Source organism: Brevibacillus halotolerans, assembly GCF_026891775.1.
Lineage (GTDB): Bacteria > Bacillota > Bacilli > Brevibacillales > Brevibacillaceae > Brevibacillus_B > Brevibacillus_B halotolerans.
Genome location: NZ_JAPTNK010000017.1, coordinates 1 through 25,247, shown reverse-complemented (window position 1 = coordinate 25,247; position 25,247 = coordinate 1). Strand labels below are relative to the sequence as shown.

General features: G+C 41.8%; 25 protein-coding genes, 1 rRNA gene, 1 other RNA gene and 1 other annotated feature. Of the genes, 3 read left to right on the top strand and 24 right to left on the bottom strand.

The genetic code is table 11. The annotated features are described in order from the left end of the window. Window positions 1–105: 105 nt before the first annotated feature. The 3 genes from O0550_RS18670 to O0550_RS18660 are packed head-to-tail and all read right to left on the bottom strand — an operon-like array spanning window position 106 to window position 2,967. Window positions 106–288: a sigma factor G inhibitor Gin gene (locus tag O0550_RS18670; protein WP_003343399.1), complete on the bottom strand. Its 183-nt coding sequence runs from the start codon at window positions 286–288 to the stop codon at window positions 106–108. A gap of 36 nt (window positions 289–324) precedes the next feature. Next, window positions 325–1,428 carry a Rossmann-fold NAD(P)-binding domain-containing protein gene (locus O0550_RS18665; protein WP_258427049.1) on the bottom strand — a complete coding sequence of 368 codons (1,104 nt, stop codon included), beginning with the start codon at window positions 1,426–1,428 and terminating at the stop codon, window positions 325–327. Between the two features lie 27 nt (window positions 1,429–1,455). Further along, a complete protein-coding gene (locus O0550_RS18660; RefSeq protein WP_258427048.1) occupies window positions 1,456–2,967 on the bottom strand; it encodes an alkaline phosphatase family protein in 1,512 nt (503 codons plus the stop codon). Window positions 2,968–3,101: 134 nt separating this feature from the next. Between O0550_RS18660 and O0550_RS18655 the strand changes: the two genes are divergently transcribed. Continuing rightward, entirely contained in the window at window positions 3,102–3,626 is a 525-nt protein-coding gene (locus O0550_RS18655; protein WP_003333936.1) for a hypothetical protein, read from the top strand. A 3-nt stretch (window positions 3,627–3,629) separates the two neighbouring features. Here the strand turns inward: O0550_RS18655 and O0550_RS18650 are convergent, their stop codons facing one another. From O0550_RS18650 to ffs, 8 genes are all read right to left on the bottom strand, one after another. Next, window positions 3,630–3,899 carry a pro-sigmaK processing inhibitor BofA family protein gene (locus tag O0550_RS18650; protein WP_258427047.1) on the bottom strand — a complete coding sequence of 90 codons (270 nt, stop codon included), beginning with the start codon at window positions 3,897–3,899 and terminating at the stop codon, window positions 3,630–3,632. Between the two features lie 17 nt (window positions 3,900–3,916). Further along, window positions 3,917–4,153 carry a DUF2508 family protein gene (locus O0550_RS18645; protein ID WP_003343392.1) on the bottom strand — a complete coding sequence of 79 codons (237 nt, stop codon included), beginning with the start codon at window positions 4,151–4,153 and terminating at the stop codon, window positions 3,917–3,919. Between the two features lie 30 nt (window positions 4,154–4,183). After that, entirely contained in the window at window positions 4,184–5,149 is a 966-nt protein-coding gene (locus tag O0550_RS18640) for a CPBP family intramembrane glutamic endopeptidase (protein WP_003343390.1), read from the bottom strand. 232 nt (window positions 5,150–5,381) lie between these two features. Beyond that, window positions 5,382–5,978, bottom strand: a complete 597-nt coding sequence (gene recR, locus O0550_RS18635) for a recombination mediator RecR (protein ID WP_003333940.1) — start codon at window positions 5,976–5,978, stop codon at window positions 5,382–5,384. 37 nt (window positions 5,979–6,015) lie between these two features. Then, the gene (locus O0550_RS18630) at window positions 6,016–6,327 is read right to left on the bottom strand and encodes a YbaB/EbfC family nucleoid-associated protein (protein WP_003333941.1); all 312 of its coding nucleotides are present in this window, start codon (window positions 6,325–6,327) and stop codon (window positions 6,016–6,018) included. Between the two features lie 35 nt (window positions 6,328–6,362). Beyond that, a complete protein-coding gene (dnaX, locus tag O0550_RS18625) occupies window positions 6,363–8,144 on the bottom strand; it encodes a DNA polymerase III subunit gamma/tau (RefSeq protein WP_181749276.1) in 1,782 nt (593 codons plus the stop codon). A gap of 169 nt (window positions 8,145–8,313) precedes the next feature. Beyond that, window positions 8,314–9,747 (bottom strand): PAS domain-containing sensor histidine kinase, encoded by a 1,434-nt coding sequence (locus O0550_RS18620; protein ID WP_258427046.1) that lies wholly within the window; start codon window positions 9,745–9,747, stop codon window positions 8,314–8,316. 199 nt (window positions 9,748–9,946) lie between these two features. Beyond that, window positions 9,947–10,212, bottom strand: an RNA gene (gene ffs / locus O0550_RS18615) — signal recognition particle sRNA large type. Between the two features lie 191 nt (window positions 10,213–10,403). On the opposite strand from ffs, the gene O0550_RS18610 reads away from it, so the two are divergent. Next, complete coding sequence (locus O0550_RS18610; RefSeq protein WP_003333944.1) at window positions 10,404–11,132, top strand: pseudouridine synthase; 729 nt, start codon at window positions 10,404–10,406, stop codon at window positions 11,130–11,132. A gap of 14 nt (window positions 11,133–11,146) precedes the next feature. On the opposite strand, the gene tadA is transcribed toward O0550_RS18610, so the two are convergent. The 12 genes from tadA to guaB form a co-directional block, all read right to left on the bottom strand. Beyond that, window positions 11,147–11,647 carry a tRNA adenosine(34) deaminase TadA gene (gene tadA, locus O0550_RS18605; RefSeq protein ID WP_003333946.1) on the bottom strand — a complete coding sequence of 167 codons (501 nt, stop codon included), beginning with the start codon at window positions 11,645–11,647 and terminating at the stop codon, window positions 11,147–11,149. 140 nt (window positions 11,648–11,787) lie between these two features. After that, window positions 11,788–11,988, bottom strand: coding sequence for a hypothetical protein (locus tag O0550_RS18600; RefSeq protein ID WP_003343379.1), 201 nt, complete (start codon window positions 11,986–11,988; stop codon window positions 11,788–11,790). A 106-nt stretch (window positions 11,989–12,094) separates the two neighbouring features. Beyond that, complete coding sequence (locus tag O0550_RS18595) at window positions 12,095–12,886, bottom strand: sigma-70 family RNA polymerase sigma factor (protein ID WP_121473193.1); 792 nt, start codon at window positions 12,884–12,886, stop codon at window positions 12,095–12,097. Continuing rightward, window positions 12,837–13,337: an anti-sigma B factor RsbW gene (gene rsbW / locus O0550_RS18590; protein ID WP_003333948.1), complete on the bottom strand. Its 501-nt coding sequence runs from the start codon at window positions 13,335–13,337 to the stop codon at window positions 12,837–12,839. Before rsbW ends, O0550_RS18595 begins: the two co-directional genes overlap by 50 nt. After that, window positions 13,334–13,690, bottom strand: coding sequence for an STAS domain-containing protein (locus tag O0550_RS18585; protein WP_258427045.1), 357 nt, complete (start codon window positions 13,688–13,690; stop codon window positions 13,334–13,336). The genes rsbW and O0550_RS18585 overlap by 4 nt, the downstream gene beginning before the upstream one ends. 317 nt (window positions 13,691–14,007) lie before the next feature. Beyond that, window positions 14,008–15,291 carry an isocitrate lyase gene (gene aceA, locus O0550_RS18580; protein WP_258427044.1) on the bottom strand — a complete coding sequence of 428 codons (1,284 nt, stop codon included), beginning with the start codon at window positions 15,289–15,291 and terminating at the stop codon, window positions 14,008–14,010. Between the two features lie 23 nt (window positions 15,292–15,314). Then, the gene (aceB, locus tag O0550_RS18575) at window positions 15,315–16,928 is read right to left on the bottom strand and encodes a malate synthase A (RefSeq protein WP_258427043.1); all 1,614 of its coding nucleotides are present in this window, start codon (window positions 16,926–16,928) and stop codon (window positions 15,315–15,317) included. Window positions 16,929–17,378: 450 nt separating this feature from the next. Then, window positions 17,379–18,662, bottom strand: a complete 1,284-nt coding sequence (gene serS / locus O0550_RS18570) for a serine--tRNA ligase (RefSeq protein ID WP_258427042.1) — start codon at window positions 18,660–18,662, stop codon at window positions 17,379–17,381. Between the two features lie 49 nt (window positions 18,663–18,711). Then, window positions 18,712–18,952: a binding site (T-box leader), on the bottom strand. Window positions 18,953–19,061: 109 nt separating this feature from the next. Further along, window positions 19,062–19,664 carry a pyridoxal 5'-phosphate synthase glutaminase subunit PdxT gene (gene pdxT / locus O0550_RS18565; RefSeq protein ID WP_003333954.1) on the bottom strand — a complete coding sequence of 201 codons (603 nt, stop codon included), beginning with the start codon at window positions 19,662–19,664 and terminating at the stop codon, window positions 19,062–19,064. 1 nt (window position 19,665) lies between these two features. Continuing rightward, window positions 19,666–20,550, bottom strand: a complete 885-nt coding sequence (gene pdxS / locus O0550_RS18560) for a pyridoxal 5'-phosphate synthase lyase subunit PdxS (RefSeq protein ID WP_003333956.1) — start codon at window positions 20,548–20,550, stop codon at window positions 19,666–19,668. A gap of 156 nt (window positions 20,551–20,706) precedes the next feature. After that, window positions 20,707–22,002 carry a D-alanyl-D-alanine carboxypeptidase family protein gene (locus O0550_RS18555; RefSeq protein ID WP_003333957.1) on the bottom strand — a complete coding sequence of 432 codons (1,296 nt, stop codon included), beginning with the start codon at window positions 22,000–22,002 and terminating at the stop codon, window positions 20,707–20,709. Window positions 22,003–22,377: 375 nt separating this feature from the next. Then, complete coding sequence (gene guaB / locus O0550_RS18550) at window positions 22,378–23,838, bottom strand: IMP dehydrogenase (RefSeq protein ID WP_003333958.1); 1,461 nt, start codon at window positions 23,836–23,838, stop codon at window positions 22,378–22,380. 107 nt (window positions 23,839–23,945) lie between these two features. Between guaB and O0550_RS18545 the strand changes: the two genes are divergently transcribed. Continuing rightward, the gene (locus tag O0550_RS18545; protein ID WP_396125773.1) at window positions 23,946–25,049 is read left to right on the top strand and encodes a YaaC family protein; all 1,104 of its coding nucleotides are present in this window, start codon (window positions 23,946–23,948) and stop codon (window positions 25,047–25,049) included. A 98-nt stretch (window positions 25,050–25,147) separates the two neighbouring features. On the opposite strand, the gene O0550_RS18540 is transcribed toward O0550_RS18545, so the two are convergent. Continuing rightward, a 23S ribosomal RNA gene (locus O0550_RS18540) occupies window positions 25,148–25,247 on the bottom strand; the annotation flags it as partial.

Genomic DNA, 25,247 nt, shown 5'->3' with positions numbered 1-25,247 from the left:
TCTCACGTCCTTTTGTTTCGGTACCCCCTATTGTACCATGTCCAAAAGTCTAAAAGCCCATAAGAAAAGAGGCATCGCCCATTGACATGCCTCTTTTACATGTTATTATGCATTCTTTTTAAACCAGATTTGCCGCATCTGTTTAATATAAAAGGGATAACGTTCATCACGTACGTCGGTCTTGACCATTTCTTGCTCACATGTATAACAAATAAATTGGTTACAAATGGATATACCAACGGCTTGTTCCCTGTTGCAGATAATGCAGCGATGAGAGTGGTCTTCCATATGGGACACCTACCTTTTCGCTAAGCTTATCAACCATTATATCCCATTATAATCCGTTCCATTCCAAACGTTCGGCTTTTGACCAAGTGTTCGATAGTATATTTTCTCAAGCTTTGCCTCATTTGACGGAAAGCAATCCACTACGTCTAAAATATACGGCTTAGCCATACTTTCGTATAAGTTGTCTAAACGTATACTGAGAATATCCTGATCATGTCTTACAATGAGTAGAACATCAGCCAGTTTTGCTGCTTCCAGCGGAGTATGGCAATAGCGCCAGTCCCGAGGTAGATTGTTCGTTTTTTGCTGATACGCTCGTACGTAACATGAGACTTCCAAGTCGACACGTTGTGCAAGCATATCAAGAGGAAGGCTAGGGGAAAATCCCCAAATAGCGACTCGCTTGATGCTTACTTGCTGCAACAGATCATGCCACTCTCGCTCAAGCCATTCTTGTTCTAGCTGTAGAATCCCCTCGTCATAAACATTGGGAAACAGCCAGCCTTGTCCAATTTGTCTGTCCATGCCCAGACCTTGCCCTACAATATATGCTCTAGCCCCCAGCTCGTCACATCGAGTGGCTAGCCTATGATAAAATCTCGTTTTCTGATTCAAAAATATTTGACGTGCCCAAGCCATTTCAACTGCTTCTTCATATCTGCATAAAAACGAAATGTACCCATGCACGGCAAGCCCTCTTCGGAAACGGTCATGCCAATTTCGTACTGCAAAAGCATCTTCGGAAAAGCATTCGCAAGCCTCGCTTCCGATTATGGCCTTTTTTTGCTCCGTCCAGCAGAGTAAGCGTATGATTTCAACAGAATCCTGTAAGGGCTGTAGCCGTTTTATAAACTCATACGCTGCCGTATCAGAAACATGATCTCCTGCTAGAAGCACAAGATAGCGCCGATTGTTTAACCGATTATTCCCAACATACTTTGTTATATCACGTATAAACCTTTGCCATTCTACAGGAGACAGCCCTTCAGTAAAAAGCCAGCCGGATATTTCCACTTTTGTCTGCTCCCATTCCTTTGCAGAAATGATGTCGATCTCACATGTGGCAAATGCATCAAGGCATTCCCGCGGTAACGATAGGGGGGCTACCGAGTGCAAGTACACAAGCGTTGCCTGGCTCACCTATGATCTGCTCCTTCCGCTTGCCTATCATATAATCTGCTCGAACTTATCATTCCCAGAAATGGGGAATTGATGTTCCTCGTTTTGACACGTGATCATCCCTTCTAACAAAACAGGCCCCTTTGCTTGCTTTGGATACGGAACTGCTAAAAGATAAGCGATTGTGGCAGCTACTGACACGATGGCAGGCCGTGTAGTCACAACCTTTCCTCGATGGATAGACGTTCCTTGCATGAGAAGTGAAATGTAGCGTTCTTTATGACTCAAATGTACACGCCCTCCCATGCCTGTCGCTTCTCCATGATCAGAACAAACCATAAATACGGCTTGATTGAGCTTGCCGAGCTTGTCTAATTGGTGATAGAACTGCGCGATCATTTGATCAGCCTGATTTATTTTTGCAAGATATTCGTCGCAATAGACTCCACATGTCATTCCTGTTCGATAAATATCTGTCATTTGTACAAGCAAAAAGTCTGGATTGTCTTGCTCTGCAATTTGAATAGCCTGCTCTATTCGGCAGTTATCAGTCTGTTGATTTTCCCGTACATATGCCTGGCGAGCTTCCTTATCAAATAGACAGCTTATCTCCTCTTCAGCCAATATCATCCCTGCCTTCCCTGCTTGATGCAGGACATCAAGGATTGTCTCGCGCTGTATTGTTTTTCGATTACCAAGATGGCTATTTATCTGATGTTCAGACGGATAGGTTCCTGTCAAAAGAGAGCAAAAACAGGACCTTGTATCTGCGGGATATACACTCTCTGCCTTTTCCCAGCTAGTTCCTGTTCGTTGTAACCAATCAAGAAAAGGAGTGTGAGCTTCGACCAACTGTTCCTTATTGCAGCCATTCAACACCACCAAGTAAACTCGTTCAACGGGAAAAACATACTGTGTAGTAATCTTTTTCGCATTATCTATATTCTCATCGGGCTTCCATGTAAAAAACAGTTGATGGATGGTATAGCTATAAAAAAATAATACAAATGCAAATACAAAGTGAGATAAAATACTCTCACTCACTGTCCATTCCTGCCATGACACAGAAGCTTCCTGCATCGCTATCAGCAAAATCAAGGCCTTGGGCAATTGCTCAAATATATTAGCACTGCTTGAATCACTAGCCCTAGTAAGCCTTTTAATAAAGTGCATCAATTGGAAGGAGAAGCTGATATGCCCAGCTCCAGAGAAATGATAAATGCCCCATAACACGGTAACCGCAAGGAGATAGAAACAGATGGTATATACAGCCATACTAAGTAACAGGCATTTATACCACAGTATGCCTGCAAAACAGAGGGGTCCTAGTAAAAACCAGCGAATATGCAAGGGATAATCATAGAAAAACAATAAGAGGAAAATAGGGAAGCATAATAGTAGAGATATAAAAAAGCTTTCCCAAAACACTATATCTAACCATTCTGAAAAGTGAAACAATAAAAAACCAACCACCACGAATAGGAGAGTAAATATGTTTCCCTGTCGGAAAATACTCCAGCAGCCCATGGCAATCTTTTCACGGTTGAAAGCTGTACTCATGGCATTCCCCTCTCCTTCCTACTACCAATTAATTCCTATGATAATAACCCTATATTTACCTGTCAATTGAAGGATACAATTATCTATATAACCTACCGATAATACTATAGAACGAACAAAAAGGAGGCCTGTTGATGAAAGAACAGACCATTTACAGCTACCGCTTACTATATCGTTTTCGTTGGGGAATGGGTGGTTATCTGTTGCAACTAATCGGGATCATTACGGCCGCTTTTATTTTGGGCCTCTGGCAAGCTCTAACTTGGAATTCTTTCATTCTTTTCCTTTGTTATCTTATTTTTATCCCACTATTACATATGACTGCCGTTTGGGTGTATACCTCTATTCTAGCTCAGCCATTTCAACTATCCAAATTGTCTTGGCTGTCTCCATGGTGGGGCACTACTCATTCGCTTATGGTATCACTCTCAAGGTACAGAAGACTGGAGACAGTGACTTGCCTAGGTGTATTCTTCACATGTTTAGCTATTTTTCCATGGTCTTCTTTTCCTTCTGGTCACTTTTTGGTAATCATCACCATATTTAGTTTACTTCCGCGTTTGATTCCGTTGCTTGTTTCCTTCCGACACCCACAGGAAGCCTATGTGAAATACGAAAAAGCAAGCCTTGCATTTCTAATGACTGATGGAAAGAGTTAATGCTTAGCTTAGCAGAAAGAGCCGAATAACGATCAGTGCAAGTAAGCCCGGAATCCGTAGAAAGCCTGCTATAATAGCTGTTACGGGATTAATCGGTACATAGAATCCCACCATCTCACCAAAGAAATTAGAGAAATACAAAAGGATCGCACCAATAATGACATTTAGAGCAATCGTTCCCGTCCAACGCAATGGACGGGAAACTGATCTGCTAAGCGCCACCAAAACAAGGAACCCAATGATCATTCCAGCTATCATAATCTCCGTGTTCATTTCGCCATCCTCTCCCTCTACGCTTCTCTTTGTTTCTCATTTCGACGGCGTATTTGTTTGAGCAGATACATGTATCGCTTTTCAGCCAGACGGTATTGGTAAATAAAGTGGTCAATCTGTTGAAATCCTTCCGAGACATCCACATGCCGCTGAGCATTTTGCCAATACTGTAGGGCACTAGCAATCGCTTCCTGTAAATGATAAGGCTGCACCTGCGGCTCTTTCAAACCCGTGTTCCTCTTCAACCATTTCATACAAGTTCCCCTTCCCTCTATTCATCAGGTTTATGATTGATAAGAAAGAATGACACTAACTACATTGTTGATTGAATGCAAAATAATCGAGGCCCACAGTGAGTGAAAGCGATGACGGACAATTCCAAGGGACAACCCAATTATAAATAAAGGTAGAAATAAGGCTATATCAATATGAATAATAGCAAACCAAAAGCTCGCGATCAGGATTCCCCAGAAAGCTCCCCACTTTTTCACAAGATAAGTCTGAAGAACCCCGCGAAACATCATTTCTTCTGCGATCGGGACAAATAAGCCTGTCATAAAAAAGGATAAAAGAATCGTTAGCAAGCTGTTTTGCTTGGCATCCCTTATTTCACGGCTGATTCCTTCCTCACGTGCAGAGCTTAACGATATGTGAAAAAGGTCAGCCAAAGGGGCCACCACATAGCTCAGCAGGAATGTAATCCCCAAATAACAGCCGATGATAAAGAAAAACATTTTCCCGACATCAGTTGGACTTTGAAAGCCTATTGATTCTAACCGACCTCGAAACCAAATGAAGCAAAACATACATAAGAAAATTTGCAAGGAAGCAGATTCAAATAATCCTCCTATACTTCCTGTTGTAAAAAGCGGATAGCTTAAAAGCCCCGTCCCATATAAGAAAATGGAGGCATTATAAAAGATTTGCATAAATGCGACTGCATGTATAAAATCCGTACCGTTTACCTCTGTATGACCAGTCCAAGTAGAGATGCGCTGATCTCGAATCAAAGCAATAAAAAACAAAACACTCGTAAGCAGTGTAAGGAATATATTCCCCCATAACAATAAAACTTGTATTGTTTCCATATTGGCTAGCATATGGATTTCCCAGGTACCGTCTGCCTTTCGCAAGATTGACGTTGCTGATAGTTGAACGCCTATATACAGAACATATTGAAAGGTTAATACCCAAGCCCATTTTACAGAACGCCTTCTTACCGTTGGCAGAAATGGCATGTAAGGTTGCATTCATTCACTCTCCTACTCTTTAGGTTATGCCTCGTCCTAGTAAAAAAGCACTTTCTTTCCCTATAAAAAAATACTTCCTGACCAAATGTAGGTTTCCGTACTAGGAACTTACTTTCTCTATTAATAAATGTGGGTCTGTCCAAGCTATAACCCCATTGAAGCATAAAATATCTTTTATTACCTCATATAACAAAAAGGCGCATGATTTCTCATGCACCTCTTATCCCTATTATTATAATTCCCGGCGACCTTCTAAGGCTTTAGTCAATGTTACTTCATCGGCATACTCTAAATCCCCACCGACAGGTAGACCATGAGCAATACGGGTGACACGAATGCCAAAGGGTTTTACTAAACGAGAAATATACATAGCTGTAGCTTCCCCTTCAATATTAGGGTTTGTAGCTAAAATAAGCTCTTGTACTTGTTCATCACCTAAGCGTTTGAGCAGATCGGGAATATGAATATCTTCAGGACCAATCCCATCCATAGGTGAAATGGCACCATGCAGAACGTGATAATACCCCACAAATTCTCTGGTTCGTTCCATGGCAACCAAGTCTTTTGGTTCTTGAACGACACAGATGATAGAGCCATCACGGCTTTTATCGCGGCAAATCTGACAGGGATCCGAATCGGTGATATTATTACAAACCGAGCAATAGTGCAGTTGCCGTTTGGCGTTAACCAATGCTTTTGCTAAATCAAGTACGTCATCTTCCTTCATGCTTAACACATGAAAAGCTAACCGACTTGCTGTTTTTGGTCCAATGCCCGGCAATTTCATAAATCCTTCTATTAATTTCGAGACGGGCTCTGGATAAAACACAATGACCTACTCCTTTACGGGAGCTTATGCTGGCAAATTAGAACAATCCAGGAATGTTCATGCCGCCAGTAAAGCGTCCCATTTCTTTTCCAACTACTTCATCAACATTTTTCATAGCATCGTTAATTGCAGCAAGAACTAGATCCTGCAACATTTCCACGTCTTCTGGGTCAACTACTTCTGGATTGATTGTTACATCAATAACCTGCTTATGTCCATTCGCTTTTACAACTACAGCGCCACCGCCAGCTTTACCTTCTACTACTCTTTCCTTCAATTGTTCTTGTGCTTTTTGCATCTCATCCTGCATTTTTTTAACTTGTTTCATCATTTGCTGCATGTTTTTCATTCGTAATTCCTCCTTTAAATGTATGTGTTCGTGCTTTATTCCTTAATGTGTGTCAATCGTTCTCCAGCGACCCGAATCGCTTCAGCTATAAAGGGGTCTTCTGGGGGCTCATCTGACCCTGAGGGATTGGAATGCGTTTGTTCTCCCCGGACATTTTCCCACTCGTCTTCTGTTATGGATAGAAGCTGAAGTGGTTTACCTGTTACAGTAAGAAACGCACGCTCGACAATACCTCTTAGCTCTGGTTCCATTGTTTTTTCACAATGAATCGATCCTTTAAAAGTAACGATTACGGCATCAGAGCTAGCAACGGTTGGCTGACCGCTTACAACCCATGCATGATATTTATAGTGGACCTTTTTCACTTCGGATAAAATTTGGCCCCACGCACCACGGATTTTTTGGGAAAGTCCCTCATCCACTTGGCGAACAGCTTCACGTACCTTCGTCATAGAAGTCTTCGAACCGCCTGTAGCCGGCATAGCTCGTCGAACCTCTCGTTGTTTTCCTTCTTCTGAAGCCGCTTTTCCTCCTGCTACAAGATTTCCCTGTAGAATTTGGGTTAGTTTCTCTTCTAGCATTTTTACACGCTCGAAAAGAGGAGCCACATCCGGACTAGACACCGCCTGAGTCCCTCCAGAAGCAGTGTTTGGTACAGCGCGCGCACCTGCTCCATTACCAGCCTCCATTGCTTCTTGCCCTACAGATATAGAACCGGCTGTGGAGGACGAGGCAGATAGGTGGCATAAGCGAACCAATGTCATCTCTACCAAAACTCGTGCGAACGTTGACCATTTCAGTTGGGTCAAGGCCTGATTAAGCTGTTCTATTACTTCATATAAAACAGGCAGAGCAAAGCGGTTGGCTACCTCTGGGAATTTTTCATCAATTAGTGTACGCTCCATGATTTCTTCCAGATTAGGGGCTGTTTTATATAACAACATATCCCTAAAATAAAACAGCAGGTCTTGTAAGAACTGTTCAGGGTCTTTTCCCTGAGACATAATTTTCTCCAGCTCTTCCATTACCCCCGTTACATTTTGTTCAGAAATCATACGACCAAGTGTGGAAAAATAAGCTTGGGACACAGCCCCTGTAATCTTTAACACGTCAGATGCGCTTACTTGATTCCCGCTATAACTAATAGCCTGATCTAGCAAACTAAGTGCATCACGCATTCCACCCTCAGCCATTTTCGCAACTAGCTTGAGTGCTTGTTCCTCAGCTTCAATTTGTTGAGCATCACATATATGCTGTAAACGCTGAGTCATTTCAGCTAGCGAAATGCGATGGAAATCAAAGCGCTGGCAACGTGAAATAATGGTTGCTGGCAGCTTATGCGGCTCGGTCGTCGCTAATATAAATAGCACGTGCCCGGGCGGTTCTTCTAATGTTTTTAACAGTGCGTTAAACGCCTCTGTTGTCAGCATGTGTACCTCATCAATGATGTACACTTTATATTTTACTTCGCTTGGTGCAAATTTGACCTTATCACGTATATCTCGGATTTCTTCGACACCACGATTGGATGCAGCATCAATCTCCAAGACATCGGTCACTGAACCTTCTGTTATTGCTATACATGCTGGACATTGGTTACAAGGTTCACCATCCTGTGGATTTTGACAGTTTACTGCTTTTGCCATAATCTTAGCGGCACTGGTCTTCCCTGTACCCCTTGGTCCATTAAACAGGTAAGCATGCGAAAGTCGCCCCTCGCGAAGAGCATTTTGCAAGGTTGTTGTGACATGAGTTTGTCCAATCACATCACCAAAGGTTTGCGGTCTATATACCCGATATAGCGCTGTATAAGCCATCCTTGCTCACTCCTTCTCACCTGTTGTCAAACCTTTTGCATCTTATTTATTATACTATAAGCAATAGCCTTTTTCCAAAGTTGGTTACACCAAACCATATTTCCGCTCAAATAATATAGCGCCCGGCCCCATCTCTCATACCTGAAGATGCCCCGAACGCTATGTTTTTTTAGATATATGATAATAAAATGTGAAAGGTTGTTCCAAATCCTTTAGAGGAGACACGAATTTGTCCTCCAATATCATGAATGATTTTTTGGCAAACAGATAATCCTAGCCCAGTTCCTTCATCCTTTGTTGTGAAAAAAGGATCGAAAATCTTATCGATTAAATATCCAGGTATCCCTGGACCTGTATCTTGAATATTTAGACTAATCTTATTGCAATCCTCTTCATAATGGTATGATACCGTCAGAGTTCCTTCATTCCCCATTGCTTCCATTCCATTTTTACAGATATTTAAGAAAACCTGCTTTAATAATTCAGCATCACCGACAACCATTGGTAAGGCCTCTGTCCCTGTATAACGAACCTCAATTCCATGCAACAGTGCTTCATTTTCAACGATGGGCATGATTTCTTCAAAGACAGTATGTAAACTGATCATTTGATATTGAACATCGCGAGGTTTACTCAGAAGCAGAAATTCACTTACTAATGAATTAATCCGGTGCAGCTCCGTCAACATAATATCAGTAAAGGTCTTTTCTTTATCCATCCCATTTTCCTTGAATGATTGCTGAAACATTTGTAAAAAACCTTTGATTGAGGTTAACGGATTTCTTATTTCATGGGCAGTCCCTGCCGCTATCTGACCGATCATCGCCAGCCGGTCACTCCGTTCAATCTTTTGTTCTAATGAACGCATATTGGTCACATCTTTGAAGATAACATAAGCTCCAACAATTTGACCTACTTCATTATGCAAGGTATTAGAGTCTACTAAAAGCTCGTAACGTTGCTTTTGATTTGTCCAGGACATCGCTTTATTTTGGAATTTTACTCCTTCTAAAAGCTCTCGCTGTACTAGTCGCTGCTCCTCAGGAATCCCCGCAAAAACCTGATCAATATGCTGGTTTAATACAAGCACTCGATCTACACCTAATATTTTACAGGCTACTTGACTTATATCGACCAATCGAGCCTGAACATCTAGAACGACGACACCCAGATTAATTTCAGAGGTGAGCTGGTTAGCCATGCGGTGAGATAGGGATATGGATAAATCCTTGGTTAGCTGGAAGAAATGAAGAAAATAGATCGGCTCCCCATTTTTATAAGAAATCGTAATCATAACAGGTGTTTTTGATTTTTTCCCCTGAACATCCTGATAAATCATTTCTGTTGGCTTTAATGACTGTTTTTCTTTTTCTAATAAACTATCATAAAGATGTCTAACAGAATTCATATACGGTACTACTTTTTGAAATGGTGCAGCGATGATCTGTTCGTAGCTAAACCCTGTTGCCTGCAATAATGCTTCACTCACTTCCAAAATGAGACCCTGTCCATCAACTATGAGCAAGGCGTGTTTGATATGCTGTGAGTATTGCTTTAGTCTTGAGAAAGCATGGCACTTCTGTGACGTTATGATTTTCTCCAACTGTTGCCTCTCCCCTTCCCCATTACTTACAATAAGCGTTTATGACTTTTCGTAGACTTCAAATAGAGATTCGGCAACAAAATGGTAAGCCCCTGCTTGTATGGAATAGTTTTCCTCCAAAATATATCGCTACTCTTCGCCAGGTAACAACAAAAAACGCCACTTATTAAAAGTGACGTTCTAGTTATATGTATAGATGCCGTGCACCTATCATTGATACATTCCATCCGAGCGTTACTTATACAATTGACTCAGACCAGGCTACCCTACGGCACACGCAAGGTCCTACTTATGGCTGCTTCCTTCCGGACCTGACCAGGTTCATAGGTTCACGTTGCATAGGACCCAATCCTCAACACCAACGGTATAAGGCAGACCTCACATAAAATGACCGCTGATAGGAATTCAATCCTGCTATTGCGGATTGCAGGTTACAGGGCACCGCAACCTCCCCATCTAGCACGGCAAACTTTATAAACAAAGTACTGAAAACCTTTTGCTTACATAGCATACCATAATAGAATTGGGATAAGCAAGCGATAAACAAATCCAGCACAGGAAAAAGCAAGCAAGTATATTTCTAGAGCGTCTCCTTGATTTTCGTTATCAGATCAGCCAATATAGGGAGAAAGGAAGAACAAAGTGAGGCTGAATGAATGAAACGTGAACGTCTAGATAAGATATTAGCTAACACAGGAAAAGGAACTCGTAAGGAAGTAAAACAACTGATTAAACAGCGCATTGTTACCGTTGATGGTGTCGTGGCTACCGATCCTGGCATGCACGTCATTCCAGAGCAACAGCATATAGAAATTGATGGTGTACCTCTTCAATTCAAACGTTGGGTATTCGTCATGCTTAATAAACCAGCCGGTGTCATTTCAGCAACTGAGGATGCTCTACATGAAACAGTTGTCGATTTGTTGCCAGATGAATGGAGACATAAAGTACACCCTGTAGGTCGTCTCGATATCGACACAGAAGGACTTCTCCTTCTAACCAACGATGGACAACTCTCCCATAGCCTGCTTTCTCCGAAAAAGAAAGTAGACAAAGAGTATTTTGCCCAGATTCAGGGACGTGTTACAGAGGAGCATATCGCTGCTTTCAAGCAAGGTGTAACGTTGGATGACGGTTATGAAACCATGCCAGCTACTCTCGAAATTCTTCATTCAGGGGACATTTCAGAAATTCACGTGACCATCATGGAAGGAAAATATCATCAGGTAAAGCGTATGTTTGCCGCTTTCGACCTTAAAGTGATTTATTTAAAACGCGTTCGTATGGGTCCTCTCCTACTCGATGAATCACTTGAGCTAGGTGAATTCCGTGAACTAACCGAAGAAGAATTGAACTCCTTGCGAAAAGGACAAGAAGCCGAGTAAGCGAAGAGCAGAATTTAATCAGTTTGTGTGAGGGAGATGTTCTTTGCATCTTCCTTCTTCTTTTTTCGCAGTTGTCGGAAAAAATCCTTAAGCATCATCTGACATTCTTCTTGTAATATCCCTGCCCATACAGGCACCTGATGGTTAAATCTTGGTTCAGCGCATAAATTCATCAAGGTTCCTGCACAACCGGCTTTTGGATCAGTTGCCCCGTAATAAACCTGTTCAATCCGACTTTGCACAATTGCGCCTGCACACATCGGACATGGCTCTAGAGTCACATACAGGTCACAGCCGATTAAACGCCATCCTCCTAGTTTTTGACTCGCTTCCCGGATCGCAATCATTTCGGCATGTAAAGTCGGGTCTTTTTGCGTTTCACGCAGATTGTATCCTCTGCCGACAATCTCTCCCTTTCGTACGATAACCGCACCGATCGGAACCTCTCCTAACGCTGCTGCCTTTTTTGCTTCATTCATCGCTTCTCTCATAAATCTCTCGTGTTGTGGTTCCATCTATCATCACTACTTTCCGTACCCATTTTCTATTATTCTTCAGTATAGCTCGCGAGTTATTGAACTTCAAACTCTTCACTCTGATCGATCACCATCTACAATCCCCTGCTTATTTGTTAGTAATCCTTGTAAGATCATACTCATTGACAAACAAAAAGTGGGCGAGTACCTTGACTCACCCACCCTATGTCTAGCAAGCTTCTATGATTAATTTGAGCTCGAAGTGGCTTCATTGTTAACCAATTCATTCTAGCTTGCTTCTGTTTGAAGATAACGTCTACAGGAATTTGCAACCAGCTTCGAAGCGGTATCCGGCTCCATACCCCGGCTCTACATCTCATCAGAACTCCTCCATTCCCGTTTTATTTATTTTCATTTGTAGCATGAATATAACCAAGTGTTCTTTTATTTGAAACCGGTTATCTTATATTACATAACGTGTCTTCTCTATTTTTTTGAAGCAATATGACCCGTCGATAATAGATCGCGCAGCTTTTTAACCGCTCTTTTTTGGATACGGCATACACTCATCTGTGAAATCCCCAATTCATTAGCAATCGTTCGCTGTGATAGACCATCTATGTATGCAGCATATATGACTTTTTGTTCCTCTTCTTTTAATTGCTCGAATGCCTCTCTTAAATCTAACTGATTTTCGAGCGCTCCAAAATCGTCCACTGGGGAACTGACTAAATCTCCAATTGTCGACCCGCCCTCGTCTGTACTTAGAGGAGCATCAAGAGAAGTTAGTTGGTAATACTCACGACCAGCTAATACCTCAATTGCTTCCTCTACAGACATTTCCATTTTATCAGCAATCTCCCCAACGTCTGGAGATCGCTCCAATGTAATGGTTAACTCATCAATAACCTGTTGAATACGTGCGCCTTTTTCCTTAATCCGACGTGGCACCTGAACATACCAAGATTTATCTCTTAAATAATTTTTCATATGCCCAATTAAACTTTTCATCGCATAAGGCTCAAAAGCAAATCCTAAACTAGCATCAAATTGCTCTAATGAGCGGAGTAATGATATCTGCCCAATCTGATATAAATCCTCATAAAAATCCCGACAGTTACGAGAGATCTTTTTAGCCGCCATTTTAATCATAGAATCATAATTCATTAATAAATCTGTAGCCAGCTCTTGGCAGCCTGTATCCTGATACCTTCGTATCTTTTCCAGATCACTCTCTACTATCCCGGGAGATGACGCTAACATTGGATTCTGCTGCATGCGTATTCCCTCCTAGACTTCCGCCAAGCCATTTAGTAAGTACCACCTCTGTACCATGATCGTTTGATACCTCTACCTCATCCATCAGTGCCTGCATCATGTAAATTCCTAATCCGCCAGCCTTAATATCCGCTATTTCTTTATCGTGTAAAGAGTCCGCCTTTTCAGACACCGTTTGATAATCAAAGCTCTCTCCATAGTCTTTAATAACAATGCGCAGGCTATCAGGAGCGGTCTCAAATGCCACGTCAATAAATCCTTCTTCCATTCCTGCATAGGCATGAACAATAACATTATTACAAGCCTCTGATACAGCTACTTTCATATCCTCAATTTCTTCAAAAGAAAAGCCCATTCTGGTTGCTAATCCATATAAAGAAAGCCGAACTACATCGATAAAGTCAGCATGAGCAGGTATGGTCATACGGACTAATTTATTTTGAGCAATCATGCCGTTCCTCCTGTCTTCTCCATACGTGATTCCTTTTGTGGCATTAAAAACTTCGTTATTCCAATCATATCGAATAGACGCTGGGTCTTAGGAGAAACTTCCTCTACATTCAAAGTTGTTCCCATTTCATTTCGCATTTTGAGAAAGGAAATAATAATTCCTATCCCTGTGCTATCGATATATCGTAAATCTCGTAGATTTAAGGTTAATGTTTTGTCCTTTTGTATAACGAGGGGCTCTAAAACCGTTCGAAAATAAGGAGCCATCGATAAATCAAGCTGGCCCTGTAGGAATACAATTGTCCCTGACTCGGTTTCCTGCTGCGTCACTTCAAAAATATTCGTTGGGTTCATTCTTTTTATCACCTCTGCATTAATAACTAATCTGTTATCATGTAACCACATTTATCTGCTATTGAATCAATCGAAAAGCATTTCATCCATCTCTTTGACGATAGGAAAGATTGGGAGAATCCCACCTAATGAGATTCCCCCATGCGCATAAAAAGGCAATCGACATTACTGATATACTTTTCATAAAACATAACCGCATCGTTTTGCTACTGCATGAAAAAGAGCAGGGTAACTTTTAAAAAGGAACCTGCTCTTTTTTGTATTCATATCGTCTGGTTTTATCATCTTTATGCTAGCTTATCGCTAAACTCCCGCTCCTATCTACTGCCTGAAAATTGCTCTTCTTCTGTTGAGCCATGCAGGGCTGTCGTGGAAGAAGTACCGCCTGAGATGACTTGAGCGACTTCATCGAAATAGCCTGTGCCCACCTCACGTTGATGTCTTGTTGCGGTATATCCCTTCTGCTCACTAGCAAACTCTGCTTGCTGTAACTCTGAGTATGCTGCCATACCTCGATCCCGATAGCCGTTAGCTAGCTCAAACATGCTGTGGTTAAGCGCATGGAACCCAGCTAGAGTAACAAATTGGAACTTATACCCCATCTTTCCGATTTCCTGCTGGAAGGAAGCGATGGTCTCCTCATCTAGTTTCTTTTCCCAATTGAAGGATGGAGAACAATTATAGGCTAATAACTTATTGGGATATTTCTCACGAATCGCTTCGGCAAAACGTCTAGCTTCTTCTAAATTAGGTTCAGATGTCTCGCACCAAATAAGATCTGCATAAGGCGCATATGCCAGTCCTCTGGCAATCGCTGCATCTAGTCCTCCACGTATTTGATAGAATCCTTCTGCTGTACGATCTCCTGTCAAAAATTCCTGATCGCGCGGATCAACATCGCTGGTTAACAGGTAGGCCCCATTGGCATCGGTACGAGCTATCACGATGGTTGGCACACCCATCACATCCGCAGCAAATCGTGCAGCTATTAAATTTCTAACGGCTGCCTGAGTAGGAATTAAGACCTTTCCCCCCATATGACCACATTTTTTCTCAGAGGCTAATTGATCCTCAAAATGAACACCTGCTGCGCCGGCTTCAATCATGGCTTTCATTAATTCAAATACATTAAGTGGTCCACCAAACCCTGCTTCCGCATCCGCTATGATTGGTGCGAACCAATTGACATCTTCCTTTCCTTCTGAATAAGAAATTTGATCGGCCCGCTGGAACGCTTGATTAATTCTTTTTACCACTTGTGGGACACTGTTAGCTGGATATAAGCTTTGATCGGGGTACATGTGGCCAGAAAGGTTGGCATCAGCAGCGACTTGCCACCCGCTTAAATAAATAGCTTTTAACCCCGCCTTCACTTGCTGGATTGCTTGATTCCCCGTTAAAGCTCCCAAAGCATGAACATAATCCTCTGTATGCAGCAGATTCCAAAGTCGATCTGCCCCTAGCTTTGCCAAGGTATGCTCGACTTGAATGGAACCGCGTAAGCGAACTACTTCCTCAGCCGAATATGGTCTTGTAATCCCTTCCCAACGTTTAGACTCCCAAGACTGCTCCAAATCCTTTATCTGCTTCATTTTAGTCATTTTTCTCCACTCCTCTTCCTTTTTTAGATGTACTCATACGCTGGTATCGTAATGAAAGGCATAAATTCTTCTGCCTGAACAACCTCTTTAAACAAAGTAATCGCTCGGGAAAACTCTCCCGCCTCAAAACGTTCGGGACCAATTTTCTGCTTTAAGACAGCGATTTCCTCATGGATCAATCCCTCTACCAATTCCCATGTAATTTTAGGGCCATTTATTAATTTTCCATTTGGATGCCGAATCCACTGCCAGACTTGAGCACGAGATATTTCCGCCGTAGCCGCATCCTCCATGAGGTTATTAATTGGTACTGCCCCCATTCCCCTCAGCCATGCCTCTATATATTGAATCGCGACGCTAATATTTGTCCGTAACCCCTGCTCTGTAATCGTCCCCTCTGGAACAGCAAGTAGGTCTGCCGCACATACCTGTACATCGGTTCTCTTTTGATGCAATTGGTTAGCTGAAGGCATGATTTGATCAAATACACTCATAGCAACTGGGACCAGACCAGGATGCGCAACCCATGTGCCATCGTGACCGGCCAGTGCCTCCCTTTCTTTGTCGAGCCTTACCTTCTCAAAAGCTGCTTCATTCGCTAACACATCATTGCGAACAGGAATTTGTGCTGCCATTCCTCCCATCGCATGAGCATTACGTTTATGACACGTCTGAATAGTTAGATCGCAATAAGCTTTCATAAAAGGAACAGACATGGTTACTTGAGCGCGGTCAGGGAAGATAATATTGCTGTTTTTGCAGAATTTTTTGATAAAACTAAAAATATAATCCCATCGTCCACAGTTAAGTCCAGCACTGTGATCCCGCAGTTCATACAAAATTTCATCCATTTCAAAGCTTGCAAGAATTGTTTCTATAAGCACTGTCGCTTTAATCGTTCCTTGTTCAATCCCTAGTCTTTGCTGAGCAAATATAAAAACATCGTTCCATAGCCTTGCTTCTTCGTGGCTTTCTATTTTCGGAAGATAAAAATACGGGCCGGACCCTATTTCCAAAAGCTTTTTAGCATTGTGATAAAAATAGAGCCCAAAATCCACAAGACCAGCTGACATAGGTTGACCATCTACATAAATATGCTTCTCCTGTAAATGCCAGCCGCGCGGTCTCACTAACAACGTAGTGATTTGCTCCTTTAATTGATATACTTTTCCTTCGTTACTAGTAAAAGAAATCGTGCGGTTAATGGCATCCCTCATGTTGATTTGACCTTCTATCGTATTTCGCCAAGAAGGGGAATTGGCATCCTCAAAATCAGCCATAAAAGCTTTAGCACCTGAATTGCAAGCATTGATGACCATTTTCCGATCTGAGGTAGGACCAGTAATTTCAACCCGACGATCCTGTAAATCAGCGGGAATAGGAGCAATCGTCCAATCCGCTTCCCGAATGTCTTTGGTTTCCTCTAAAAAGTGAGGCATTTTCCCTTGGTCAAATTCCTGTTGTCGTTTTTCTCTTTTTACCAAAAGTTCCTGTCGTCTCGCTTCAAATAATCTTGATAGCTCAGCTAGAAAAGCTACTGCATCTGGTGTCAATATTTCTAGATAACGTTCATTCATCTCTCCGGTAATTTGAACGTCAGTTGGATACGGTTGAATTTCAGTTAAAATTCTTTCCATTTTCAACACTCCCCTCCGTATAACTGCCTCAATTATTCAACTAATCCTGATCCACTACATGTGCAACAACTGATGAAACCATGTCCCTGGCATGAGACACAGTAACCTCCCTCGTGTGAATGACCTTTCCCCTTGCAATGTGGGCAATCGTTTTCGCCATTTCCATTACATTTGTAGCAGTCCATCTTGCATCCTCCTTATCCTGTGTAAATCTGTATTATAACAATCAAAGTTTATATAAATTAATATATAACAGTTAATTCCGAATTGGCAATCTTTTTTACATGAATTTTCCAATAAATTGTTTTTTATCATAAAAAACCCTTAATCCATAGCTTTTTTCACACTCAAAATCACAAAAAAACTGGTAGCCGCCTTTTAAATAGACGACTACCAGTTATGCTTTTACCTATGAAGTTTATTGCTACCACTCAAACTGTACTTATACAGTTATTTCTTAGCTATAATCCGATCGATTCCACCCATGTAAGGACGCAATGCTTCTGGAATTACAACAGAACCATCTTCCTGTTGGTAGTTTTCCAGTATAGCTGCTACTGTACGACCTAATGCCAAGCCAGATCCATTCATTGTATGCACGAATTCAGGCTTGCTTTTTGCATCGCGACGGAAGCGAATATTGGCACGGCGAGCTTGGAAATCTTCAAAATTAGAGCAAGAAGAAATCTCACGGTACGTGCTATAGCTTGGAAGCCATACTTCCAAATCGTATTTTTTCGCAGCTGTAAATCCAAGATCACCTGTACACATGCTCATGACACGATATGGCAGGCCAAGCATTTGCAACACGGTTTCCGCATTGTTTACCAGCTTTTCTAGCTCTTCATATGAATCCTCAGGTTTCACGAACTTCACAAGTTCAACCTTATTAAACTGATGCTGGCGAATCAATCCACGTGTATCACGTCCAGCTGACCCAGCCTCAGAACGGAAGCATGCACTAAATGCATTATACTTAATCGGAAGTTGAGCCACATCAAGAATCTCATCACGATGCATATTTGTAACAGGTACCTCAGAGGTTGGGATCAAAAAATAATCTACCCCATCAATCTTAAATGCATCCTCTTCAAACTTAGGTAATTGCCCTGTCCCTGTCATGCTAGCGCGATTAACCATATATGGCGGCAATACTTCTTCGTATCCATGCTTGTCTGCATGAAGATCCATCATGAAGTTGATTAGGGCACGTTCTAAGCGAGCTCCCATGCCTTTATAGAAAACAAAACGGCTTCCCGTTACTTTAGAGGCTGTTTCAAAATCAAGAATACCCAACGCATCGGCTACCTCCCAATGCGGCTTTGGTTCAAAGCTGAAGGTCGAAGCTTCTCCCCACACACGATGCACTACATTGTCATCTTCAGTTGTACCTATTGGCGTGCTTTCATGCGGCAAATTAGGAAGGCTTAATAGAATGATAGTGAGCTGTTCATCTAACTCGCGCAGCTCTTCATCCAATGCCTTAATGCGTTCATTCACTTGCTTCATCTCAGAAATCAAATGATCTGCATTCTCTTTATTACGCTTTAATACAGCTACCTGTTCTGATACTGTATTACGTTTATTTTTTAGGGTATCCCCTTCTTGAATAAGCTGTCTACGTTTTTCATCCACTTCAGCAAACTGATCCAGTGCGGAGATATCCTCATTACGGTGCGCCAATCGACGTCTTACTTCTTCAAGATCCTGACGCAGTATTTTTACGTCTAACATGTAAAACCCCTCCAAATTTTAGACAAAATAAAAAACACCCATCCCACTTACCAGGGACGAATGTTAACTCCGCGTTGCCACCCTCATTGATAAGCCATATCGCTCTGCCGTAGGTAAGCAAGCTGGTCTTATCCTCTTCATTCCACGTAAATAACGGTACGCGAGACCGGGCAAAGTTATGTCCTTTACCACTCAAAGATGGATTCTTCTGCCCATTGGGTCGATTCGCACCAACCATCGACTCTCTTAACCAATTAAAACAGAGTACTATTTCTTATCAACATGTTTTTTATGGGTGTTTTTCTTGTTATTAAATGTACTACATGATGTAAGCAATTGCAAACAATGCTCTATGTCCATTTTACACGCTCTGTTTTATTTTGAAAAGAAGAAAGCACCCTATACGGATGCTTTCCCTGTTGTTTGATATTCATTCACCATGTCTAAAAAATATTTATGCAATCGATAATCATCTGTTAGTTCTGGATGAAAGGATGCCGCCAAAAATTGCCCTTGGCGAGCCGCTACGATATTGTCTTCATGCTTCGCCAGCACTTCACCCTTATTGCCGATTTTCAGGATAAGAGGCGCACGGATAAAGACCGCTGGAAAGTCGGAAGCTACGCCAGCGATTGGCATCTTGATTTCAAAGCTTTCCTTTTGCCGCCCAAAAGCATTTCTCGCTACCTTCATATCCATTAAACCTAGATGGGCTTCTGGTGCATGTTCAATTTCATTTGCAATTAAGATAGCGCCTGCGCATGTTCCAAAGACAGGCTTCTTCTCATTCGCAAACTGACGAATCGCATCCATAAAGCCGTATTTATGCATGAGCTTACTAATTGTTGTACTCTCGCCACCGGGAATGATCAAGCCATCTATCTCAGATAGCTCGTCCACCTTTTTAATTGCGATTGCTTCTGCACCTGCCAACTCAAGCATGCGCATATGCTCTGCAACCGCACCTTGTAGGGCGAGAACACCGATTCTTGTCTTACTCATATTACCAGCCGCGCTCCTGCATGCGCTCAGCCTGCGGCAACTTGGAAATTTCGATTCCAGTCATCGCAGAACCAAGGTCTTTCGAAACGCGTGCAATCAATTCGTAATCTGTATAGTGTGTAGTCGCTTCTACAATAGCACGTGCGAATTTTTCAGGATTCTCGGACTTAAAGATACCGGAACCTACAAATACACCATCTGCGCCTAGTTGCATCATCAAAGCAGCATCAGAAGGTGTAGCAACACCACCAGCCGCGAAGTTTACAACAGGAAGCTTTCCTGTTTTGTGAATTTGCTCTAACAATTCATACGGAGCTCCAAGATTTTTCGCTTCAGCCATTAATTCATCATAAGACATGCTTTGCACTTTACGGATTTGTGATTGCATCGTACGCATATGGCGAACAGCCTCAACAATGTTTCCTGTTCCTGGCTCCCCTTTTGTACGAATCATCGATGCACCTTCTCCGATACGACGAAGAGCTTCACCCAAATCACGCGCTCCACAAACAAATGGCACTGTGAAATCTTTTTTATTAATATGGTACAAGTCATCAGCAGGAGTAAGTACTTCGCTTTCATCAAGATAATCTACTCCCATAGATTCAAGGACACGTGCTTCTACAAAATGACCAATACGTGCTTTTGCCATTACAGGAATCGTAACCGCTTTTAATACTTCCTCTACAATTCCTAGATCAGCCATGCGCGCTACGCCACCGGCCGCACGAATATCAGATGGAACGCGTTCCAGTGCCATAACGGCTACTGCACCCGCAGCTTCCGCAATTTTAGCTTGCTCGGCGTTAACAACGTCCATAATTACGCCGCCTTTTTGCATTTCTGCCATTCCACGTTTAACACGATCTGTACCTACCTGTACCATCAGTGAGCCTCCCCTATAAGTGAACATCCCTACAAAAGGATTAGATTTGCAACATTGTTTTTATTGTAAACCAATCAGAAAAAGTAGACAACATATCTTGACAGAATATTTGCCTTCTTTTAAAGTTCTGCCCTCGGCAGCACTACCCCTGCTTGATTAGCCAACAATACTTTTAAACAGATTAGCGATAAATTCGAAGATACTTCTAAAGAATAGGCGAATCCAGCTACCTTCTTCTACATCCTCAGCAGCTATTAAATCTACCCCGCCCTTTTGATTGCTTGGCATCAAATAATCGCTTTTTCCTTCTGTATCAAGGTAGACTGTTCCAATCACGTCACCTTTTTTAATAGGCGCGGTCAAAGGTTTATATTCTACACGCGGCGTTACTTTCGCTTCTTCTCCGATTTTACCCACAACATTAACTGATTTAGCGGTAATAGCCGGAACCTCTAGAGATACACCCTTTTTAAGTGGCGCATTTTCAAATCCTGGAACAGGAACGCCTTTTCCCAGTTTTTCCGTAGCTTTGTAGGTGCTATAGCCATAATTTAATAACTTTTTGGTTTCTTCAAAACGGCTTGTTTTTGTTTTAGCTCCCATGACAACTGTGATCAGGCGCATTCCATCACGATAAGCCGTTCCCGTAAAGCAAAATTGTGCTGCATCCGTATAACCAGTTTTAAGACCATCTACTCCAAGCGTTTCATTCGGCAAGCCTGGAAGCATCCAGTTATTGTTTGCTAGCTTGATTTCTTCTTTTTGACCTTCACGGAACACCCAGCGCGGGATTTTAGAAATTTCTAATGCCTCAGGATAATCACTCACTAAACGATCCGCCAAGATAGCTGCATCACGTGCAGACATCACATTATCCTTGCTCGTATCCGCTGGTTTATAAGGTCCTAATTCATTAGCAGGCAATCCAGTGGATGTAACAAAAAACGTATTTTTCATCCCAATCTCTTGGGCTTTTTTATTCATCATGTCTACAAAGTTGGCTTCAGTTCCACCAATCTTTTCTGCTAACAGGGCTGTAGCATCGTTAGCTGAGGCAATCGCCATAGCTTTATATAGTTCACTTACCTTGTGACTTTCCCCAGCATTTAAGTACACGCCTGAGGAATCCTTCTTTTTGGCAATAAAGAAAGCATAGTCACTAACAGGTACAAGTTCATCTTGTTTAATTTTACCTTTTTTAATAGCCTCTAATACCAGATACTCTGTCATCATTTTAGTCATACTAGCTGGTGGTAATGGCTGATCTGGGTTTTTACTGTACAAAACCTTTCCCGTTGATGCCTCGACTAAAATTGCTGAACTCGCCACTAGATCAAGATTGGCAGCCGTCTCAGCAGCAGAAGCCTGCATTGCTCCTCCCACAATGGATAGCATACCAATTGCACCAGCCAATAAAAGTTTGCTTACTCTTGCTGTCCATTTGTGCATCATGTCTACGATCACTCCCCCTACTTTTAAAAATATCCTTTTTTTCTTTTTTCCTGTTGAACACAGTCTTTAGTCTATCATACTAAAAGCCGTTGTTTGAAGAGCACCAGACGCATCTCCATGAGAAAAAGAACTGGTAATCGTATCCATCCGGAAAACCCTTCTTTTAACCTGACGTTCTAAAAGGATATTTGGATTCAGATTTTCTTTTTTTATTTAGGACATCGTTTCGAATTCTGCAATCTTATATGGTAATGATCTACTCTACGACTTATATTCTAGTTTTTGGATTATATAAAAAACAAAAGGACTCCCAAATGGAAAGCCCTTTTGTCTTACCTTGCTTTTTAGCTTGGTAAAGCGATCGTTGCCCTATCCTTATGAAATAGAGTAGTTCGGAGATTCTTTTGTAATTTGAACATCATGCGGATGGCTTTCGCGCAAGCCTGCACCAGTAATACGAACGAAAGTAGACTTGTCACGTAGATCAGCAATGGTTGCCGCTCCACAATAGCCCATACCAGCTCTTAGACCACCAACAAGCTGATACACAACATCAGCCAAAGGCCCTTTATAAGCTACGCGTCCTTCAATACCTTCAGGAACAAGCTTCTGAGCATTCTCCTGGAAGTAACGATCTTTACTTCCCGCTTTCATAGCGCCAATGGAGCCCATTCCACGATACACTTTAAAACGGCGTCCTTGATAAATTTCAAATTCACCTGGAGATTCATCTGTACCTGCAAACAAACTACCAATCATGATAACAGATGCACCAGCACCTATAGCTTTTGCTAGGTCACCAGAGTATTTAATACCACCATCAGCGATAACTGGAATATTATATTGACGCGCTGCGGTTGCACATTCATAAATCGCTGTGATTTGTGGAACCCCAATACCGGCAACAACACGAGTCGTACAAATGGAACCAGGACCAATTCCCACTTTAATAACAGAAGCTCCTGCTTCAATCAGGTCCTTCGTAGCTTGTCCAGTAGCGACGTTACCAGCAATAATCGTTAAATCAGGGTAAAGACTGCGGACCTTCTTAACGGTCTCTAGAACCCCTTTAGAATGGCCGTGAGCTGTATCAATAACTAGTACATCAATTCCTGCTTGTACTAAAGCTTCTGTACGCTCAAATGTATCATTGGATACCCCTACTGCTGCCCCGCAAAGCAATCGTCCTTGCTCATCCTTCGCTGCATTCGGATATTGAATAAGCTTTTCGATATCCTTAATCGTAATAAGCCCTTTTAAGACATTATTTTCATCTACCAAAGGTAGCTTTTCGATTTTATGCTTCTGTAAAATTTGTTCAGCTTCTGGCAATGTAGTGCCTACAGGTGCTGTAACTAGATTTTCTTTAGTCATTACATCTTTGACCATGATGGAGAAGTCATGTACAAAACGTAGATCACGATTTGTTAAAATACCAATCAATTGGTTTTGATCGTTAACGATTGGTACACCGGAAATACGATATTTACCCATGAGGGCATCTGCATCTGCAACAGTGTGGTTTTCAGTTAACGAAAATGGGTTTGTTATAACACCACTTTCAGAGCGCTTTACGCGATCTACCTCACTTGCTTGCTGTTCAATGGTCATATTTTTATGAATGATACCTAGACCGCCTTGACGAGCCATTGCAATAGCAAGTGCAGATTCGGTTACTGTATCCATACCGGCGCTGATTAATGGTATGTTGAGTTTCACCTTTTTGCTTAATACTGTGGATACATTAACGTCTTTTGGAAGCACTTCTGATTTAGCTGGTACCAATAATACGTCATCAAAAGTTAAACCTTCCTTAGCAAACTTATTTTCCCACACGGTTCAAGGACCCCTTTCAGCCGAAAATCTTTTCATCAGTGTAGCAAACGGCTCAATTTAATGTCAAGGAATGCTTATATTGTTCGCTTTTATAGGAGAAAATATAAATGTTTCTTAGATTCCATAAGAATATCATTTATAAAAGTGAATATTCGGAAAATAAAGGGGTAATTTTCTCCATGTCTCTTCAAGATGTCTGGCAACAGCTTTCTATTATGGAAACAGAGCCTACTTCACGATCTTTTCTTACAGCCTCTTATCATAGAATGGGCTTACAAAATCCTGAAAAGCATGCCTTTCAAAACAGTACTCGTTTTTTATATACCTGGATGCAGGCTAGACATTATTATGAAATGGCTGCGAAAAGCTCTTTATTAATTAAGCCTCTCTTATTATTTTACGGATGCGTTCATTTACTTAAGGGTCTAATCCTTGCCAAAGATCCAGATTATCCCCAGAACAGTCGCATGCTACAGCATGGTGTTACAGCACGAAAAGTTAAGAAAAATCCCTACCATTTACTAGATGATGAAATGAAACCCCAAAAGGAAGGCTTCTTTCCACATCTATGTCGACTCCTTTCGATCCATCCCATATCGGATCGTTATCGAGTAAGTGATCTTTTCTTATCAATACCTGAGCTTCGTGAGGAAATGGACCATTTTCAAAAACCAAGTCCTTGGGTAGCTGTGTCAATCATGACAGAGCGACCCTTTGTTTTTGCTCTGCCTCATGCTAGCCAAGGGGCACTTTCTTATTCAGACGAAACCTTGCAGCATTATTTAAATCGTCTATTTGCTGCTACTAATAATCAAGGAACCTCCGGAAGCTTTCCTTTATTCTGTACCCTTAGACAAAACACCGATAAAGCTAGGTTCACTCTTCCTTCAACTTCATCTGTTTCGAATCAGGGACGACTTTTTGAGTGTGATGACCGAGTGTCTCTGTTTGAGCATCCCCTCTTTTCAATAGATCAGAATAGAAATATTTATCTTTGGAATGATATCGATAATCATCCTGTTCCCCAATTTGCAAATCATTATTTACTGCTCTATGGTCTAAGCATGCTTTGTCGTTATGAAAGCGAATTATGGGGAGATCTAGTGTTGTCACATCAGTATGCAGAAAAATTATTAATAGAAAGGTTCTGCAAGCATCATATGGGAATTTTCCCCTATATGGTAGAACAGCAATTACAACTCCTTAAATAGTCTGTTCACACACCAAAAAAGCTAGTTACCATGAATGGTAGCTAGCTTCTATCTTTATTCCCTGAAAACTGGATAATGAAAGTCAGCATAAAGGCAATGTGGATAAGTCCTCGACCGATTAGTATTCGTCAGCTCCATGCATTACTGCACTTCCACACCGAACCTATCAACCTCATCGTCTATAAGGGGTCTTACTAG